Source organism: Pseudoalteromonas sp. Angola-4 (assembly GCF_028599265.1).
Taxonomy (GTDB): Bacteria; Pseudomonadota; Gammaproteobacteria; order Enterobacterales; family Alteromonadaceae; genus Pseudoalteromonas; species Pseudoalteromonas atlantica.
The window spans coordinates 313,160-331,229 of sequence record NZ_JAQREK010000003.1; the positions used below are offsets into that span (position 1 = coordinate 313,160).

Annotated in this window: 21 protein-coding genes; 1 reads left to right on the forward strand and 20 read right to left on the reverse strand. The window is 38.5% G+C overall.

Annotated elements, in window-relative coordinates; translation table 11 throughout:
• Positions 1 to 64: 64 nt before the first annotated feature.
• The 20 genes from PSH48_RS06120 to dapA all read right to left on the reverse strand — a co-directional run bounded on the left by PSH48_RS06120 (position 65) and on the right by dapA (position 17,228).
• Positions 65 to 1,294, reverse strand: a complete 1,230-nt coding sequence (locus PSH48_RS06120; protein ID WP_004586462.1) for a beta-ketoacyl-ACP synthase — start codon at positions 1,292 to 1,294, stop codon at positions 65 to 67.
• The gene (gene fabG, locus PSH48_RS06125; protein WP_029772005.1) at positions 1,294 to 2,019 is read right to left on the reverse strand and encodes a 3-oxoacyl-ACP reductase FabG; all 726 of its coding nucleotides are present in this window, start codon (positions 2,017 to 2,019) and stop codon (positions 1,294 to 1,296) included. The genes PSH48_RS06120 and fabG overlap by 1 nt, the downstream gene beginning before the upstream one ends.
• Positions 2,016 to 2,471, reverse strand: coding sequence for an ApeP family dehydratase (locus PSH48_RS06130; RefSeq protein ID WP_029772004.1), 456 nt, complete (start codon positions 2,469 to 2,471; stop codon positions 2,016 to 2,018). Before PSH48_RS06130 ends, fabG begins: the two co-directional genes overlap by 4 nt.
• Positions 2,464 to 3,633 (reverse strand): beta-ketoacyl-ACP synthase, encoded by a 1,170-nt coding sequence (locus PSH48_RS06135; RefSeq protein ID WP_138577290.1) that lies wholly within the window; start codon positions 3,631 to 3,633, stop codon positions 2,464 to 2,466. The genes PSH48_RS06130 and PSH48_RS06135 overlap by 8 nt, the downstream gene beginning before the upstream one ends.
• The gene (locus tag PSH48_RS06140) at positions 3,633 to 4,220 is read right to left on the reverse strand and encodes a DUF3261 domain-containing protein (RefSeq protein ID WP_064387204.1); all 588 of its coding nucleotides are present in this window, start codon (positions 4,218 to 4,220) and stop codon (positions 3,633 to 3,635) included. Before PSH48_RS06140 ends, PSH48_RS06135 begins: the two co-directional genes overlap by 1 nt.
• Positions 4,208 to 5,446, reverse strand: a complete 1,239-nt coding sequence (locus PSH48_RS06145; RefSeq protein ID WP_273611128.1) for an NAD(P)/FAD-dependent oxidoreductase — start codon at positions 5,444 to 5,446, stop codon at positions 4,208 to 4,210. The genes PSH48_RS06140 and PSH48_RS06145 overlap by 13 nt, the downstream gene beginning before the upstream one ends.
• Positions 5,447 to 5,450: 4 nt before the next feature.
• Positions 5,451 to 7,697, reverse strand: coding sequence for a transporter (locus PSH48_RS06150; RefSeq protein ID WP_273611129.1), 2,247 nt, complete (start codon positions 7,695 to 7,697; stop codon positions 5,451 to 5,453).
• Positions 7,698 to 7,726: 29 nt separating this feature from the next.
• Entirely contained in the window at positions 7,727 to 8,248 is a 522-nt protein-coding gene (locus PSH48_RS06155; RefSeq protein WP_273611130.1) for an outer membrane lipoprotein carrier protein LolA, read from the reverse strand.
• Between the two features lie 14 nt (positions 8,249 to 8,262).
• Positions 8,263 to 8,691: an acyl-CoA thioesterase gene (locus tag PSH48_RS06160; RefSeq protein ID WP_096042938.1), complete on the reverse strand. Its 429-nt coding sequence runs from the start codon at positions 8,689 to 8,691 to the stop codon at positions 8,263 to 8,265.
• On the reverse strand, positions 8,684 to 10,228 hold the full coding sequence (locus PSH48_RS06165) for an HAL/PAL/TAL family ammonia-lyase (RefSeq protein WP_273611131.1): 1,545 nt from the start codon (positions 10,226 to 10,228) through the stop codon (positions 8,684 to 8,686). Before PSH48_RS06165 ends, PSH48_RS06160 begins: the two co-directional genes overlap by 8 nt.
• A gap of 1 nt (position 10,229) precedes the next feature.
• Positions 10,230 to 11,189, reverse strand: a complete 960-nt coding sequence (locus PSH48_RS06170; protein WP_029771996.1) for an LpxL/LpxP family acyltransferase — start codon at positions 11,187 to 11,189, stop codon at positions 10,230 to 10,232.
• A complete protein-coding gene (locus PSH48_RS06175) occupies positions 11,179 to 11,928 on the reverse strand; it encodes a glycosyltransferase family 2 protein (protein WP_273603541.1) in 750 nt (249 codons plus the stop codon). The genes PSH48_RS06170 and PSH48_RS06175 overlap by 11 nt, the downstream gene beginning before the upstream one ends.
• Positions 11,921 to 12,286 (reverse strand): ApeI family dehydratase, encoded by a 366-nt coding sequence (locus tag PSH48_RS06180; protein ID WP_029771994.1) that lies wholly within the window; start codon positions 12,284 to 12,286, stop codon positions 11,921 to 11,923. The genes PSH48_RS06175 and PSH48_RS06180 overlap by 8 nt, the downstream gene beginning before the upstream one ends.
• The gene (locus tag PSH48_RS06185; protein WP_273611132.1) at positions 12,270 to 13,634 is read right to left on the reverse strand and encodes an AMP-binding protein; all 1,365 of its coding nucleotides are present in this window, start codon (positions 13,632 to 13,634) and stop codon (positions 12,270 to 12,272) included. Before PSH48_RS06185 ends, PSH48_RS06180 begins: the two co-directional genes overlap by 17 nt.
• Complete coding sequence (locus PSH48_RS06190) at positions 13,627 to 14,163, reverse strand: hypothetical protein (RefSeq protein WP_273611133.1); 537 nt, start codon at positions 14,161 to 14,163, stop codon at positions 13,627 to 13,629. The genes PSH48_RS06185 and PSH48_RS06190 overlap by 8 nt, the downstream gene beginning before the upstream one ends.
• A 32-nt stretch (positions 14,164 to 14,195) precedes the next feature.
• Positions 14,196 to 14,441 (reverse strand): acyl carrier protein, encoded by a 246-nt coding sequence (locus PSH48_RS06195; protein ID WP_004586477.1) that lies wholly within the window; start codon positions 14,439 to 14,441, stop codon positions 14,196 to 14,198.
• A 22-nt stretch (positions 14,442 to 14,463) separates the two neighbouring features.
• Complete coding sequence (locus PSH48_RS06200) at positions 14,464 to 14,721, reverse strand: phosphopantetheine-binding protein (RefSeq protein WP_004586478.1); 258 nt, start codon at positions 14,719 to 14,721, stop codon at positions 14,464 to 14,466.
• Positions 14,718 to 15,503: a lysophospholipid acyltransferase family protein gene (locus PSH48_RS06205; protein ID WP_029771989.1), complete on the reverse strand. Its 786-nt coding sequence runs from the start codon at positions 15,501 to 15,503 to the stop codon at positions 14,718 to 14,720. The genes PSH48_RS06200 and PSH48_RS06205 overlap by 4 nt, the downstream gene beginning before the upstream one ends.
• Entirely contained in the window at positions 15,496 to 16,191 is a 696-nt protein-coding gene (locus tag PSH48_RS06210) for a beta-ketoacyl synthase chain length factor (RefSeq protein ID WP_273611134.1), read from the reverse strand. Before PSH48_RS06210 ends, PSH48_RS06205 begins: the two co-directional genes overlap by 8 nt.
• 119 nt (positions 16,192 to 16,310) lie before the next feature.
• Positions 16,311 to 17,228 carry a 4-hydroxy-tetrahydrodipicolinate synthase gene (gene dapA, locus PSH48_RS06215; protein WP_029771987.1) on the reverse strand — a complete coding sequence of 306 codons (918 nt, stop codon included), beginning with the start codon at positions 17,226 to 17,228 and terminating at the stop codon, positions 16,311 to 16,313.
• 172 nt (positions 17,229 to 17,400) lie between these two features.
• On the opposite strand from dapA, the gene PSH48_RS06220 reads away from it, so the two are divergent.
• A complete protein-coding gene (locus PSH48_RS06220) occupies positions 17,401 to 18,054 on the forward strand; it encodes a DUF6058 family natural product biosynthesis protein (protein ID WP_024031799.1) in 654 nt (217 codons plus the stop codon).
• Positions 18,055 to 18,070 lie beyond the last annotated feature (16 nt).

An 18,070-nucleotide genomic window follows, 5' to 3' on the forward strand; every position in this document is an offset into this window, starting at 1 on the left:
CAAGGGTCGCAAATTATACAGCAAAAATGAGTCAACAGTTAGTGATTAGTGTTTATAAACTTGGTTAATCTTGCTTATACCGTTTAAAAATAAGAGATGTATTAATCCCACCAAATGCAAAGTTATTACTCATGACATAATCGGTGTTAATTTCTCGCCCTTGTGTCTTAATATAATCAAGCTCAGCGCAATCATTATCTATATCGGTTAAATTTATTGTAGGTGCAAACCAATTATCGCTCATCATATTAATAGTAGCCCATGCTTCTATTGCACCACACGCCCCTAAAGTATGCCCTAAATAGCTTTTTAAAGAGCTAATAGGTTTAACTCCCAGCGCATTAAAAGTGGCATGAGACTCAGCAATATCACCTCTATCGGTTGAGGTACCATGCGCATTGACATAACCTACTTTATCAGGTGATAAATTGGCATCTTGCAATGCCATTTCAATAGCTATTTGCATGGTATCTGAAGATGGTTGAGTAACATGTTGTCCATCAGAGTTACAGCCAAAACCGACAACCTCAGCTAATATATTTGCCCCTCTAGCTTTAGCATGCTCATACTCTTCAAGTATTAAAGTACCGGCACCTTCTCCTATAACCAAGCCATCACGGTTTTTATCAAATGGGCGAGGCGTATTTTTAGGGGTGTCATTTTTAATACTTGTAGCATACAGCGTATCAAATACAGCTGCTTCGGTAATACAAAGTTCTTCTGCCCCCCCTGCTACCATTATTTTTTGACGACCAAATTTAATTGCCTCATAGGCGTAGCCAATACCCTGCGAGCCAGACGTACATGCCGAACTTGTGGTGATCACTCGTCCTTTTAAGCCAAAAAATACGCCTACATTTACTGGCGCTGTATGTGCCATCATTTGAATATAGCTTGTAGCTGTGACTCCAGACATTGAGCCACTTTCCAACATATTTGCAAATGCGAGAAGCGGCGGTGTTGAGCCGGTGGATGAGCCATATGCTACACCGGTAGAGCCATCTGTAAGACTTTTATGTTCAAGTAAATCAGCTTGCTCAAGCGCACGCTCAGTTGCACGTGTGGACATAAGTGCCACTCGCCCCATTGAGCGTATTTGCTTACGTTTATAATGGTTAGGTTTTTCAAAATGGGTGACAGGGGCAGCTAAGCGCGTATTAAGCCCATCAGCCTTATCCCATTCACGCATTGTTACAACTGCATTTTCACCTTTAATCAAGGCGCTTTTAAATTCATCCCAATCATCGCCCAATGCGGTTATAACCGACATCCCTGTAACAACAACACGTTTCATTAAACCATCCCGCCGTTAACCGAAATAACTTGGCGAGTGATGTAAGCAGCATCATCAGACATTAAAAATGCAACTGTACCAGCCACTTCGTTCACTGTTCCCATACGTTTAAGTGGAATCATTTTCATCATTTCAGCAACCGGAAGCTCATCCGTCATTGCTGTTTCAATTAAACCAGGCGCTACACAATTTACAGTAATTTTTCGCTTAGCTAGTTCCAGCGATAGGGCTTTGGTAGCGCCAATAATACCTGCTTTCGCTGCGCTGTAATTTACTTGCCCTCTGTTGCCCGCAATACCCGACACTGAAGCCATAGTAATAATGCGCCCACCTTTACGAGTTTGTACCATGGGCATAACTGTTGGGTGCACAACATTATAAAAGCCATCTAACCCAGTTCTAATTACGCTATCCCAATCATCGCCCTGCATTGCCGGAAAAGCCATATCGTTGGTAATGCCCGCATTACACACCACACCATAGTAAGCACCATTGTTTGTAATATCTTGCTCAATTTGTTGCTTTGCCGCTGCTCTATCGCATACGTCAAATTGTAGTAGTGTAGTGCTTTGTCCAAGTGCGTGTATTTCTGCACATGTTTGCTGAGCTTGCTCTAAACCAGTTCTGCAATGAACAGTAATGTCATAGCCTTGAGCTGCAAGTTTAAGTGCAATAGCCTTACCTATACCCCGGCTAGAGCCGGTCACTAAAATTCTTTTATTCATTGGTTTTCTCTTATAAATTCCAGCGGATCTTCTGGCTGAAATACATTTATTTTTGCATCACACAGTATTTTTTTATTTTCACTTATTTGGCATTCAAACACACTTAAACCAGATTCTTCTTGGTAAAGCTTGTGAACATAAATAGTTAAGGTGCTGTTTTTATAAAACATGGCCTGATGTGTTTTATATTTTCGCGTGCCGATCAAAAAGCCAATTTTAACCGCTTCATTAATATCGTTAGCTAATGCTCCAGCATAGGCAGCTATAGACTGGGCCATATATTCAACACCGATATAACTTGGCACTCCCTCAATTTGCTCATTATAAAAAGGGCTTTGGGGTGTAATAGTCACAGAGCAGGTTGCACTTTCATCGCTGTATTCAACTAACTGATCTATTAAGATCATAGGAGCATCGTGGGGTACAACCTGCTCTATAGAATAATTATTCATTATGAGTACCTAAAATCAAACTAGCATTATTACCACCAAACGCAAATGAGTTAGATAGACAGTAATTTAATTTAACCGTGCTAGCTTGCTCAATAACGTTAACATCTGCCAGCTTATTTCTGTGTGTGCATTTATTAAAAGGCAAAGTAATATTTCCTCTCCCTCTGAGCAACAGCCAACAAATACCTGCTTCAATTGCACCAGCTGCACCTAAAGTGTGCCCAGTTAAGTACTTACTGGAGCTCAGCGGTGTATTGTTGCCAAACACACTATTAATTGCAAGGGCTTCCATTTCGTCATTTTTAATTGTTGCTGTGCCGTGTGCATTTATATAGTCAATATCACTAGGTAATAAGTCAGCAACGGCCAGAGCTGCTTTCATTGCCGATTTTGCACCATTACCGCTAGGGTCTGGCGCCGAAATGTGATGAGCATCAGAGCTTTCCCCACCACCTAAAAACATAACGCCATTTTCTAACGGTGCTTCTTTACTCATGACAAATAACGCAGCACCCTCACCAATATTAATACCATCTCTGTCATCGCAAAAAGGCTTACACATTCCAGTGCTCATTGATGCCAAGGCATTAAATCCATTAATGGTAAGTTTGCAAAGGCTGTCTACGCCACCACAAATTACAACGTCTGCTAAATCAGCAGTTATTAAAGCTTTTGCGCTAATGAGAGCTTTAGCACTTGAGGTACATGCCGTTGAAATACTATAACAAGGACCTAACGCCCCTACTTTTTCGGCTATGTAATGCGAAGGAGTAGCAAGTTCTTGATCAGCATATAAAAAGTCACTTGGCCACACACCTGAACTGTCGTGTTCAGCTCGAGCTTGTTCGCCATCATGCACCCCAGATGTACTTGTACCTACCACAACAGCAATTCGTGATTTATCAATATGTGAAAAACGCTTAAGTGTTGGGGATATTTGCTCAAGGGCTATATCAATTAGCGTATCAATACGGTGCTTTTGATTTAGAGGAACGCAGTCCACGTGCCCAACATAAAATGGCAAACCCTCTGTGCTTAAATCTTTTGTCTTTAAAAGCTGTGGGGCTTCATTATTTTGTAAGTTATTTAGGCTAATAATTGTATCTTCAACGCCTTTGCCCATTGCACTTACAATGCCTAAATCATTTAACCAAAAAGTCACTAGTTTACCTTCTCAAATGTAATTTGATAATGTCGCTCACTATTATTTAGTACTGTTTTATTATCGCTATAATTTATTGTAATAATCGAGCGGTTATTTTTTACTACACGCCTTTGTGTGGCTATCTGCTTTATAATCGCCCCAGATATTTTCTCATTAAGAAATAATACAGGCCAATGCACTAAGGCAATATCTGCCAATATATAAGCTGGGTCTAAATCAACACCGACTATCATTTTAGTAACATTAGGTGGTTGGTTATTTAGTTTCTCAAGCTTTAAAATAGGTAAACCTTGTGTAGTCATTAACAATAAGTTGATAGTACCCTGCTTGTTTATTTCTAATTGTGCTAATAATGTATGCTCTTTCTCATTGTTTTGAATATATAAAACATGCTGCCAATTTTGATCAAACATTTGTACAGGCACATGCGAAATATCAAGTGTAGTGGCTGCAGAAATATCAACACGCTCACTGCTTTTATATGTGCTACTACATGCTGTTATGCAAACACACACTAAAGCTATAAAAGTACATTTTAAAAAGTGTCTGATATGAGCCTCAATAACTGGGATTAATTTTGACATAGCTGCGCTAATACATTTAAACGACGCTCACTTTGAGCAACAAATGGATTATTTTTATCCCATGCGTAACCCGCTAAAATAGCACTGATCATTTCACGAACCTGCGAGTTTTGTTCTGAATAAAAAATAACGTCTTGAAATCGGGTATCGTACCAACCTTTAACAAAGGTTTTAAAACAATCAACTCCTGCCTGCAATGGCTCGGCGTAACATTCCTCAAAATCAATCACTTCTCCATTTAAATAATCATCAATAAGGGGGGCAATTAAGTGTGCAGACTTTAAAGCAATAGTCACCCCAGATGAAAACACCGGATCTAAAAATTCACCCGCATTGCCTAGTAAAGCAAAATGCTTTCCATGTAGCGTACATACATTAGCAGAGTAACCACTAATGCTACGCGCTTGTGTTATAGGTACGCGATTAGCTAAAAGTTTTTTTAAGTAAGGGTCTTGCTCTATAAACTGTTTTAAGGTGTCAGCTTCACTAATCTCATTAAAGCGTGTTTGCTTTGCCACAACCCCAATGCTGGACGTGCCATCACTAAAGGGGATGAGCCAATACCAAACATCATTAAATTTAGGGTGAACGGTTATTAAAATTTTATTTCTATCAAACAGCTCGTCAGTAATGCCATCATTAAAGTGACTGAAATAAGCACTACGCACAGGAAAAGTAGAAGGTTTTTCTAAATTTAAAAGTTTTGGTAAAACTCGGCCGAAACCGCTCGCATCAAGTACAAACTTAGCCCTTACGTCATACGTTTGTTTTTTATTATTTTGCACTTGCAGCGTCGCACTAGCGGCTTCATCAGTAAAACCAATAACACTATGCTGATAGCGAATTTCAACGCCTTGATGCTGCGCTCTATCAGCAATCAGCTTATCAAAATCAGCCCGTTTAACTTGAAAAGTAGTACCCGGGCCTGGGCTAAATTTTTCAGTAAAATTTATAGCTGTATTTTGGCCATTACGATGAAACGCAGCACCATCTTTAAATTGAAAGCCAAGCTCATCCGCATATTCATGTATTGTTTTAACTAGCCCAGCATCCGCTAAATACTCCATACATTGAGGTAATAAGCTTTCGCCAATTGAAAAACGAGGAAACACTTGTTGCTCTAGCACCAGCACTTTCCAGCCTTTTTGTACTAATAAGCTACTTACAAGTGCACCTGAAGGCCCTGCTCCTATAACCACAACATCATACTGCTCAAGGTTGTTCAAATTATTATTCCTTTTGAGACTTTAATACACTTAATGGAGATAAAATATATACGGCTAAAATCCCTACCATAACAGTAAGGCCAAAACTAAAAATGGCGGGAGTATTTGAAAAGGCGAGCATACCAAATACACACATCGAAGAGGCGGCCGACAAGCTAATGGCCAATACATTTACCGCCGTTAAGTTGTTAATTTGGTAAAACACTAAATAATCTATGGCTAGGCCAATAATGAGTAAGCCACCTAGCAGATTAAAAATTGAGATACTTCCTTGCGCTGCATTACATACCCAAAGCATAGTCAACAGGCTGGCACTTAATGTTATCACCTGCACAGTGCCAATCCGAAGGCCAAATTTATAGCTAAATAAAACAAAGCAAATAACAATGGCCACGCCCAATGTAAGCAATAAATACTGGCTGTAGTTTTCAAGTAAGCTACTGATTTGCTCAGGCTTGTTATATATAAACGCATCTTCATAAGCATTAACGTTAGAAGTTAACGCGTGCGTGGATACTCCCGATACAGAAAACCAAGTAATAGCCTTATTAGGCTCAACAAACATTTGTGCATTTAAAAGTGCTGAAAAATGACTACTTGCTAAAGCGTCGTAACTCAAAAGTTCTGTGTTAGCTGACTCAACTTTTATCCCTGTATATTTTTCAGTGATAGTTAACACATCGTTTTTAACAGCCCCATTAAAGAGCGCTAAATTATTTTTTTGCGTGCGCTTACTAGGTAACCAACGCTTAATAGCATTGTGTTTAAGATGTGGGTTAATACGCTTTAAATCATCTATTAGTTGCTCTTGCTTTTGCAGAAGTTGTTCAGCATTTGATGCAAATAAAAATACAATGTGGGCATCTAACTGTCCCAATAAAGTTAAATGCTTTTGCTCATTAAGTATTAGTTGCTGTGGGCTTGCATTTAGTAAACGTACATCGTTGTTAAATGAAATGGGTTTAAGGTAAAACAAAAACATTAACACCAGCCCCAATACGAGTAAAACCGATTGCTTACAACGGTTAAAGCGCACCATTAAACCTAATAACTGCTGACTTTTAATCAAACTTCGCTCAGAGAGTACAAGCTTAGATTGCCAGATAGGTAATATAATTAATGTGAATAACCAGGCGCTCGCAAGCCCAGCAATTACAAACACTGCTACTTGCGATAAAAGTGAAATTGGCGCACCTAATAAACAGCTATAGCCGAGGCCTGTTGTAATAAAAGATAAAAGCAAAGCTGTTTTTGTGCCTTTGCTTAACCCACTACTTTGGTAAAAACTGTTGCCATACGCTAAATCAGTCATCGCATGAAATGCATAATCAATAGCTATACCAATTAGGGTTACAGCAAAAACCAGTGTTAATAAATGAATCGAATTAAACACAAATACCATGGCCGTAGCACCACCAGCCAGTGCACTAAGTACGGTTAAGCTTGCAAGTAAAATGCTACTGACTTGCCTAAATACCCAAAACACCATTAAAAGTAATGCGATTACACTAAGGCCACCAAATAAGCTCATTTCATACTTAGCTTGCTGAGCGTTTTCAGCTGTATGAAAAAGAGCACCTGAATAGCGAATAGTGGTCTGTGGGTACGTATCATTTAAACTTTCAAGCTTATTTTTAATGCTGCTCGCAAGCTTAATAGACTCATCAATTGGGAGGCTATTGTTAGGAATGGTAGCCAATATAACAGCATAATCAGTATGATTTAGACGGCGCGTTAACCGCTCATTTTTTAAAGAGAATAACTGACTTTGTTTTAAATTATCGCCTATAAATGCAGCAAGACTTAAACTAATATCGGCTTTTAGGGTGGCACTTACAAAAGGGTTTCCTAATTGATTTAATTGAGTAAGGTAAAATGACTCAAACTGTGCTTTATCAACCATACTATTTTTATAATTGTCGCTAAGCAGCGCATGTTGATACGCAGAGAACACTGAAGATAACTGCACAATGCTTGGCAGTTCAAAGCTATTTTTTATATCACGTTTTAACAGCCATGATTTAAGCTCGTCATGTGCTAAGTTTTTACCATCACCAGTAAATGAAAACATAATACGGTTTGCATTTTTTTTAAAAAAGACCTCTTCGCCGTACGCCAATTGAGAATGTGATTTTGGTAATAAACTAAACATATCAGCATTTAATACAGGCTTAGTGATATACAAAGCAGCACAAAGTAAAACAGCTAAAAAACCAAACCATGTAATAAGTACACTAATACGTTTAATCACATCACTTTTCCGAAGGTTACTTACACTTATTAATTATTAGGTGTATTTGCATAAGAAAACTCTATTACTGTGTTGCTACCCGAGTGCTCATTTAAGGTTATACTTTGTACACGCTGGTTATTTTCACAAAGAATAAAATGGCTAAACAGCTGTTTTAATAGCGTATCTTTTGGCTTTAATAATAAACAGCCTGTTTGATTTGCTACATCAAACCGCGCATATAAGGCTTTCATATCTAATGCGAGTAAGTCAGTTAATAAGCCTACAAACTGCTCGCTGCCAGGCTGAGGAGTAAGCTCACCCTCTTTATTTTTCACAAATACTTGGCCATTCTCGATTAGTAATGTACTTTGCACTGGTGTTTTTACATACCAAAGCAGCTTTTCCCCTTCAAGTGTAAACTCCCCTTTAGAGATGAATGGTTTAGAGAAACCGGCAAAATGCTTTAATTGCTTAAATTCACCCGAAACTGTCGTAGCAGCTAATAAACTGGCACTAAAAAAAACAAAATAAAGAGCACTAACAAACACACAATTTTTTAAATAATTCATAGCATCATCCAATATTAGCTAAGTATTTTTGCAAGCTTATCAACTATCACCGCTGGTGAGGCAAACTGCATTTCTTTAGTCGATATCTCAACAGCAACTTGAGTGGTAGTCGCTTTAGTAATACGCTTATTCGTTATGGCATCTGTAATTACATAATCAATTTTTAATCGGTTTTCGAACTCTTTTAAATGCGCGGTCACTTTAATTTTTTGGGTAAATATGGCGGATGCCACGTACTTAATTTGCATATCCACTATTGGCCACGCATAACCCGACTCCATCATTTGAGGATAGTCGTAATCAAATAATCGCAGTAACTCACAGCGAGCCACCTCTAAGTAGCGAGGGTAATTACCATGCCATACAACATTCATCGGATCGCAGTCATGAAATGGAATTTCAATTTCCACTTCATGAGTTAGCAAAGCGCCTTTACTATTCATATAAAGCCCAACGTTTTTCTTGAATATAACTAATGGTTTGTCTAAGTACCGCTTCCATTGGCCTATCTTCAGTTAGGTTTTCGAAATAATGAGTTATGTCAGTATACATCGCTTGCATATCTGCAGTTAAACTTGAAAATTCGAGTTCGCCTTGTTTAATACGCAGCCTCACCCCTTGAATACTTGCTAGTAACGTACTTGCAATAACCTGCTCTGTAAGCTGTAAAATACGCAAACAATCACGTGAGGCAATAGTCCCCATACTTACTTTATCTTGATTATGGCACTCAGTAGAGCGAGAAAATACACTTGCAGGCATCGTTAACTTAAGCGCTTCAGCAGTATAGGCACTGGCGCCTATTTGCACGGCTTTAAAGCCATGATTTATGTAACGACGTTCAGCCTCACTGTCTGATAAATTTGATGGTAATCCATTATTAAATTTAGTATCGACCAATGAAGCGATTTGCCTGTCAGCTAAATCTGCCAGATTTGCAATCGCCGTTTTCATACTATCCATTGCCATTGCAATGTGGCCGCCATAAAAATGGCCACCATGAAGTACATACTCACCCTCGCCATCAATAATAGGGTTATCGTTTGCAGAATTAAGCTCGTTTTCTATCATCTGCCTGAAAAATGGCAAACTATCTTGCAACACACCAATAACATGCGGTGCACAGCGAATAGAGTACCTATCTTGCAGTCTATCAGCGTTACGAGGATGGTCATGATGGTTTAAATCATCTCGTATCCATTTAGCAACTTGTTGCTGCCCAGGATGAGGCTTAACAGAGAATAAAATTTCATCAAAATGATGACTATTACCTTTAAGAGCAAGGCTAGACAATGCAGTAATCCTACTTGCAAGTTTTGCTAAGTAATTGGCTCTATCAAACGCTAAACAAGCCAGTGCGGTCATCACAGCTGTACCATTCATAACTGCAAGCCCCTCTTTTGGGCGAAGCGTTAAAGGCTTTAAACCAGCCGCTTGCATTACCTGTGCGCTGTTAAGTATTTTATCTTTGTAAAAAACATCACGTTCACCAACCATAGCACCTGCTACATACGACAGTGGGGTTAAATCACCGCTAGCGCCTACCGAACCTTCTTGAGGAATAACAGGTACTATATCAAGGTTTAAATAGTCTTTGAGAAGATTAAGCATTTCCCAGCTTACGCCAGAATAGCCTTGTGAAAGTGATGCTAAGCGCGTAGCTAAAATTGCACGCCCTTGCACTTTATTAAACACATCGCCTAGTCCACAACCATGAAAGCGCGTTAAATGTAATGGTAGCTCATCAACTAAGTTAAGTGGTACAGGAACCGTGACTGAGTCACCATAGCCTGTAGTTACCCCATAAATCACACCATCTTCTTTGAGTAGAGAGTCTAAAAAGCTAAGCGCGCTATCAATCTTTGCGCTAAATTGCTCGCAGCCACTTAATTGCACCTGAGTATTTTGATGTGCAATATTAACAATATCTTCAATAGAAAGTTGTTGGTTTCCAAAAAGCTGTACTTCCTGAGCTGACACTCTACTTCTCCTTTGCATTGCTGCGTTCTACTTGCTGATCGTTTTGCCAAAAATCATAAAAATTAAACCACTGATAAGGATACCGCGCGGCATAAAAGCCTAAACGCGCAGAAAAATCTGTAATAACAGTGGTTAATAGACCTTGCCTTTGTGAGCGGGGTATTTTTAATGTTTGGCTATAATGTTCAAAAATCACATGATACTTTTTTGTTTTTTTATCTTTTAAGCAAAATAAAAAGTAAACGGGGCAATCTAATAATGCAGCTAATATAAAAGGCCCTTGAGAAAAAGATGCTGGCTTACCTAAAAACTCAACACGTGTTGATCGCTCACCCGTTGTAGCGCTTGTTCTATCACCAACAATAACGACTATTTCACCCTGCTCTACTTTATCTTTTAATAAAATAGCTAGATCAGGCCCCATATCGCTCACTTGAATTAAGTTAACCGACACCGCGGGGTTAATTTTTTTAAGCATTTTATTAAATTCAACAGCGTGATGAGTAAATACAAGCACATTAATTTTTTTACTGCTGCGATGCTGGCTCAGTGCTCTACATACCTCAAGGTTACCCAGGTGAGAGCCAATAAAAATGGCCCCTTGCTGTTGCTCATTTAAATCAATAAACAGCTGTTCATTAGTATATTGGATATCCTTTTTTGAAATTCGACCGAGCCAACCATCAATTTTATCAAGGGCGCTATCGGCAAAACTACAAAAATGCATAAGCTGTTGTTTAAAAGTTACTTTACGCTCAACATTATTGTAATTATTAACTTGGACTAAAAACTGCTTAGAAGCCGCGCGTGCAACTTTACCGGTAATAAACAAATAGCAAACAACCGGGAATAAAATAACCCACAACCCTTTACGGCCAAGTACTTTATGGGCAAATAGTAATATTTGTATACCTAAAAAGTTACCTCGCTCTTGCATTTTAGACCAATGTTTAACGGCCATAACGTCTCTTATATTTATGCCATAGTAAGACAGGTGAACGAAGCAGCATGCCAAAAAATAAACGCGTATGTAACCACGAAATACGCACATTATCTTGGAGTGGCTGGAAGTGTGACAAGCCATTTTCTGGGTAAATAACCTGGCTTGGTAAAAAAACAAATGGAACGTTGCGCCAATATAACCTAACCAGTATTTCTGGATCAAAGTCCATACGTTTACCGAGCTTAACCTCACTTATAAGCTTATTAGTCACATTTAAAGGGTAGACTCTAAAACCACACATTGAGTCCACAATTTTAAAGCTGAGCGTTTCTATCCATACCCACACATGGGTTAAATAACGTGCTAAGTAACGGTGCTTAGGAACCGATTCATCATACACTGGGCAACAACTAATTAATGCCTGTGGGTGTGTGTTTGAAAGCTCAATCAACTTTTTGATATCTGATAAATTATGTTGCCCATCTGCATCTACTTGTATTGCATGGCTATAACCTTGCTCATACGCGCAGCGCAATCCTGTTTGTACCGCACCGCCTTTGCCTTCATTTTGCTCATGCGATATAAGAGTGAGGTGGGCATATTTTTTCTCAAGAGTAGCAAAAAGAGATTTAGCCTGCACACTACTGGCATCATCAACCATTATTATTGGCAGCGTATACTCAGTTAACGTTGCAAGTACTTCATCTATAACACTTACATGATTAAAATTAGGTATAACAATACAAAAATTATTCATCTGTATCACTTTTAAACACTATACGCCCTGAGGCGTGTTGGCCTTTATCTGATTGATACGAAAAGCCATACTTACCGCCAGGCTTTTCTTCTACAGTTAATTTAATTGTTAGACCAGGGGTAATAACAACCTGAAACTTAAGCACTTCAATATCTTTTACTTCACGTTTAACATTAAAGTATTTTCGCACGGCATCTACGGCCCAATCGAGCTGCACTACACCTGCTAAAATAGGGCCTTGACTAAAGTGACCTTTAAAATAATCTAAACTTGGCGGTATAAAAAGCGTTAGGCAATGACTCTGTGTTGACGATACACAGTTAACAAGTTCAGGCTTTGTGTTAATCAGCTTTGACAAAAAGAGACTCCAATACTTTTAAATTTATTTTAGCTTGCGTGTTGTAGGGTAAATGATTTAGAAAACGCCATTTTTTAGGCGTACAGATCCCTTCAAAACGATTCAATGTATGTGTTTTTAAAAGCGTATTAGTCGCTAACTTTCCATTGGCGTTTAAATATGCTTGTCCTTTATGTGTAAGCACTATAACAGCGCCTAATACTAAACGTTTCCCATTTAGCGTTATTACTTTAGCTTCCTGTACCCACTCACTTTTGCATAAATGTAGCTCTAGTTCGTCAAGGCTTAAGCGTTTTTCTTCAAGCTTTATAATACGGTCAAAACGACCTAGTAATTCAAATTGGCCATTTTGAAATAATGTACCTCGGTCATCTAATAAATAGTTTGTTTGCTCAACTAAAGGCGAATTCAACACTAATCGTTGTTCAGAGGTACTGTGTAATGTGATCCCTAAAAATGGCTGCCAATGACTAACGTTCTCTAAAGACACAACCTGACGATATGCAATTCCGCCAGTTTCGGTGCTGCCAAATACTTGAGTAATGGGTTTATTTAGCTGTTTATTTAAAGTGACAGCGTCTTCATTTTGAAGCGGCCCACCGGATGAGAAAACCCACTGTAAATGTGACTTTTCTTCTATTAAAACGTTATCTTGATGCAGCCGCTTTAGCTGTGCCGGACTGGATATAAATACGGCCTGTGTAATTGTTTTAAGTTTAGTAGCAATATGTTCGGGGTAGTTAAGCAAGTCTGTATCAATTATGTGGTTATTGCTAAGCGGCCATAACACTCTAAATAACAAACCGTAAATATGCTGATGCGAAACACTGGCAATAAATACAGGATTACGTTTTAAAGCAAACGTACTGTTGAGCGTTTTTATCTCTTTATTAAGCACTCGCCACGATTTAAAAATAGGCTTAGCTTGACCTGAAGAGCCAGAAGTATAAAAAACAAGGTTACCTTCACTCGGCCAAGCAATTTTATTGAACGGTGTGTAGTTAGGTGTCGTTGTTAAATTACCAATATTTTCAAATGGCGTAGTCGCATGCTCGACCAAATCACTATCGCCCAAATAGTAAGGGGTTTGCTCTAAAAGCGCATTGAGTGTTTCGCTTTGACCATTAGGCGGTAAAATTATAGTCCAGCCTTTATGCGCCAATGCAAAAAGGTTTACAGCAAAATCATAGCTACTACTGTTGAAAAGCACTGCCGATGCTTTAGTAGGCGATTGCGGAATTTTAGCCAATACTTGATTAATATCATTAACAAATTGACGCTCAGATAACGCTGAGCCGTTATGATTAAATCGAATATTTATGCTTGCGTTATCTAAAGTATTAAACACCTGCATTCCTTTTTACTTTTTTCCTTACTAACCACTCTACTGCAAATAAAACACCCATAATAATGTATGCAATAAAACCGTTATAAAATGCCCACACATCAAGAGCTGTAAACACACTAGTGTATAACGCTATACTGGCGTTAAAAACAAAAAAAACGCACCATATTTTAGTTACATTTTTAGTGTACGAAATGGCTCTTTTATCAAGCTTTGGCTCAGTGATACGCGCAAACGTTTCTATGATACTTGGACCTTTATAAAGCGAGAAAGCAAAAACAAAAAACATAACAGTATTTACAATAACCGGATAAAGCCGAATACCAAAATCACTGCCCATCGTTTTTGATAAGCCAATAGCTAAAATTCCCAGTAATGAGGCTGGCTTTATCCATGGCATTTTAGCTAATAAAGGCTTGCTTAACCAAAGCCTTATTATTAACAGTGTTAATAAAATCACAGTGAGTAAATAACTGTTGAAACGTGTCAGCCCTATATAAACAATGAAAGGGTAACAGGTTAAAAAAATCATTATTAACGCTGTTAAAAATGCCTTAAACATGCTTATTTAACGAGCTTTTCTATTTCAGATACAACATCTTGCACAGTGCGAACTTGTTTAAATGCGTCAGGCTCAATTTTCTTACCTGTAATTTCACGTAACTTAACAACTAAATCTACAGCGTCAATACTGTCTAAGTCTAAATCTTCGTACAGGTTAGCTTCTAAAGAGATATCTTCAGCATCTATTTCAAATTCATTTTCTAAAATGCCGTGTAATACATCATAAATTTCAGCAGCGGTTTTCATTATTATTCCTAGTGTGTGTTAATTAAGTACGTGATTGTTCTATAAATTGCGCTAAAGAGTTAACACTCGCAAAATGCGCTTTAGTTTGTTCTGAATTTGCATCAATTTTTACGTCAAATTCTTTTTTGATAGCAAGCCCGAGCTCTAGCGCATCAATGCTATCTAGCCCTAAACCATCTACAAATAAAGGCTCGTCGTCTTTTATATCGGCAGTGGTCATATCTTCAAGATCTAGGCTCGAAATAATCAATTGTTTAATTTGTTGTTTTAATTCACTCATATATAGCTAAGCTCTTTTGTAAAGTATTGTTGTAAGCCTTTCGTAAGCTGGCGGGACTGTATTGCTGGTACGTCGCTTGTATAAATAATATCGCTTTTGAAAGAATGTGGTGCTAGTTGCATAGAAAAATGCGCTTGGTATGGGGCTACTTTGTACCAAGGCGTCCCTTTAGTTAACGTATTAGGTTTCATTTTAATCAATACGGTGGTTATAGGGGCATGACATCTAAGGGCTATATTTGCAGCCCCTCTTTTAAATTTAAGCGAATTATGAGGTACTGAACGTGTTCCCTCAGGAAAAACAATTAAGTTATTCCCTCTTTTTAGTGTTTGCTCGCATTCTTTTAATAATTCTTGCGGGTCTTCATTGCTTATATAACCTGTACTTTTTATCACACCACGCATAAAAGGGTTTTTAAAAAGGTGTGCTTTTACAACGCAATCAACATTTTTAATAACCGATATAAGTACCACAACATCAATAAGTGATGGGTGATTAGCCAAAACAAGCTCGCCTTTCAAATTAGCTAAATGGGCTTTATCTTTAATATGAAAACGGATAGCGCCAGTATAATGCATTAAAGCGACAAAAAATTTAAAGCTATAATGCACTACCGTACGCGCATCTTCTTTTTGCTTTACAGGACAGCGTTGAAATAAACGTTGAACGGGGAATAGTAGTAAGGCTAAAAATAGCCCACCCAAACCAAATACACTAAAACAAAGGCCAGTGGCTATAATGCGCCAAACAAGGCCTATTACTCTTATTATTGTATTAAGCATAGTGTGTTAACAACCAACCATTAGCACTGGCGCTTTGTTTGTTAAACATTGCTTTAGCAAGCTCTAAACTTAAAGGAGTAGTTGTTTGTTCGCTATTGTTAGTGGCTTGTTTAGTTAAACTAAAATGAGCTTCTTTTTCTGTAGCTAAACGTATAACTAACGCAATAGAATGTGTTATTTGTGCCTCATCAACAAATGTTGTGTACGGCTCTGGGAGTGAATCATCTGTATGCACAAGTAATATATGTGGTTGTTTATACTCAACCAACTTTATATATGCTTCAATCAAAGCGCAAGCAAAGCTATCCTTACCCGCTGCGATAGCGTTCATAGGTTGGGTGTTACCGCTAATAATGCTATACATACCAATCGCAGCGTTGTGCACACTTAAACCAAAGCCTGTCGGAGATAGAGGTTGTTTCTCACCAAGCTCTCCTAATAAATTAGCTGTTTTATGGAAATCGCCATGGCGTGATGAAAAAATAACAGGCATGTTTTCATACCCTTTATCATTTGTAACCTGGTGCGCAGTATGTAAAACCATTTTTACAAATGGTGTCATTCTTCTGCGCTGCATTGCAGGTACCCAACTTAATGTAATTGGTGATGAGTCGTACCAATTTTCAGAGGGGCTTTGTCGCTGTTCAGGCTTAATCCATGTAGCGAGTTGTTCAACAACAAATTTCACAAATAAACGTTATTTAGTAAGTAAGGGGGCGAGAATTTTACCGATATTAGCAATAAAAGTAAAATATTCATTAAATAAATGCCAGCACTTACTAACTGTTCAGCGCTGGCTCATATAACCTAAGAAAGCAAAGCAATATCACTTTGTTTTATACACTTAGCTTTATTGCCCACAATATCATCAACGTTAAGCGCGTTTATTAAGGCCTCGCCTTGTGCTTGTTGCTCATCGCTCAGTGGAACATACGGTAATCTAAATACGGGATTTACCGCGCCTGTCATCATCATTGCGGTGTTTATTGCAATCGGGTTTGGCTCGCAGAATAGCCAGTTCATTAAAGGTTGTAATGAGGTATTTAACGCATCATTTTTAGTATCCATTAATTGGCGGAACAACCCTGGTATAAGATTAGATGTGACCGATATAACACCGTGTGCATTGTGCGTGTGACGTGCATCGTGTGCTTCGTCATCGTTACCTGACCAACACGCAATGCCTTGCTGTTCGTAATGAGCAATACGCTCGTTACCACCACATTCTTTTACACCAATTAAATTAGGGTGTTTTGCTAATGGCTCAATAATATCAGGGGTTAAATCTTGCCCTGTGCGCCCTGCTACGTTGTAAATAAACGCAGGGCCAATATCCAGTACACGTTTAAAGTGCTCGTTAACACCAGCAATAGAAGTGCGGCCATAATATGGGTTAATTTGCAGCGCGGCATGCATACCACTTGCAAAGCCATACTTAGTGGCTTTAATAGCTTCGCGGGTATTATTGCTACCCGTATTCCCTACAATCACGAGCTTATCGCCATATTTATTTGCACTGTGCGCGATAAGCATTAAATGCTCTTCCCAGTTCATTAGCTGGCCTTCGCCGGTTGTACCACCAACCACAATGCCATCTACACCCGCTGCAATTTGTATTTCAACGAGTTCATCGTACTTTGCTAAATCTATTTCACCATTGGCTAAGTATGGGGTTTTAATGGCGGTAATTAAGCTTGCTTGTTTAATTTGTTCTAGGGTGCGCATAAAAATTCATTATTTATAAAACTTGCGCTATTTGTAACATACTTGCACGCATTTTTGCAGGCCTAAGCGAATAATAAACGTAAAATGGCTTGTGTTATTTAGTTTGATAATACAAAATACAAATGCTGTACATTTAAACAGTGTTTGTATTTTTAACTTTAAGCGAGCCATTATGCGTTTATCTGACTACTTAGCCACTCATTTTTATAACACCGATGAGCTTTGCCATGCTTTAAATATTGATGCCGAGCAACTAGATACATGGCAGCAGCAAAGTATTTTTCCTAAACCAAGTTATTGTATAAAAAGCCAATTAAGTTGCAGCTCGTACTCTGGTTTGTATGAATGTGAAGAGTACGATGACTATTACCCGCGCGGCTGTGTAAATTGGGGGCAAGGGCTAATAAAACAAAAAATTGAATCCTCAAGCAATGCCTTTAATTACTTTGCGCAGCAGTACACGGCAAGCCTGAGTAAACTTGCCCAGCAAGGTTTTATTTTTAATGAAGAATTATTTGGCTGCGAAATAGACGAGCATTTACAGCAAGTGTGGCAACAGTTTTTATGCAGCAAATACGGCGTACTGACACAAAACGGTTTAATTGACGAAATAGTATGTGTGGATATAGGCCGCTTGCTGGTAGACGATATTACTGAATTGCGCACTAAAGGAAGTTTAAACCAGCAAGAGCGGACGCAGCTTCACCCCGCGATGAAATTACTCAATAAAGCATTGGGCCACGGTGCCGATCACGAAAAACAACACACATTACGCGCCCGTTACATAGATGCACTTATTTTAAAGTACGATTTATCGATTAAATAAAATGGCTGAGGTTTTA

What these genes read in the sequence shown, in the direction of transcription:
- PSH48_RS06130 (WP_029772004.1), bottom strand. Translation starts at nt 2,471, where the DNA reads ATGAATAATTATTCTATAGAGCAGGTTGTACCCCACGATGCTCCTATG.
- PSH48_RS06170 (WP_029771996.1), bottom strand. Translation starts at nt 11,189, where the DNA reads ATGGCCGTTAAACATTGGTCTAAAATGCAAGAGCGAGGTAACTTTTTA.
- PSH48_RS06195 (WP_004586477.1), bottom strand. Translation starts at nt 14,441, where the DNA reads ATGAAAACCGCTGCTGAAATTTATGATGTATTACACGGCATTTTAGAA.
- PSH48_RS06220 (WP_024031799.1), top strand. Translation starts at nt 17,401, where the DNA reads ATGCGTTTATCTGACTACTTAGCCACTCATTTTTATAACACCGATGAG.
- PSH48_RS06205 (WP_029771989.1), bottom strand. Translation starts at nt 15,503, where the DNA reads ATGCTTAATACAATAATAAGAGTAATAGGCCTTGTTTGGCGCATTATA.
- PSH48_RS06160 (WP_096042938.1), bottom strand. Translation starts at nt 8,691, where the DNA reads ATGAATAGTAAAGGCGCTTTGCTAACTCATGAAGTGGAAATTGAAATT.
- PSH48_RS06175 (WP_273603541.1), bottom strand. Translation starts at nt 11,928, where the DNA reads ATGAATAATTTTTGTATTGTTATACCTAATTTTAATCATGTAAGTGTT.
- PSH48_RS06190 (WP_273611133.1), bottom strand. Translation starts at nt 14,163, where the DNA reads ATGATTTTTTTAACCTGTTACCCTTTCATTGTTTATATAGGGCTGACA.
- PSH48_RS06155 (WP_273611130.1), bottom strand. Translation starts at nt 8,248, where the DNA reads ATGAATTATTTAAAAAATTGTGTGTTTGTTAGTGCTCTTTATTTTGTT.
- dapA (WP_029771987.1), bottom strand. Translation starts at nt 17,228, where the DNA reads ATGCGCACCCTAGAACAAATTAAACAAGCAAGCTTAATTACCGCCATT.
- fabG (WP_029772005.1), bottom strand. Translation starts at nt 2,019, where the DNA reads ATGAATAAAAGAATTTTAGTGACCGGCTCTAGCCGGGGTATAGGTAAG.
- PSH48_RS06140 (WP_064387204.1), bottom strand. Translation starts at nt 4,220, where the DNA reads ATGTCAAAATTAATCCCAGTTATTGAGGCTCATATCAGACACTTTTTA.
- PSH48_RS06120 (WP_004586462.1), bottom strand. Translation starts at nt 1,294, where the DNA reads ATGAAACGTGTTGTTGTTACAGGGATGTCGGTTATAACCGCATTGGGC.
- PSH48_RS06200 (WP_004586478.1), bottom strand. Translation starts at nt 14,721, where the DNA reads ATGAGTGAATTAAAACAACAAATTAAACAATTGATTATTTCGAGCCTA.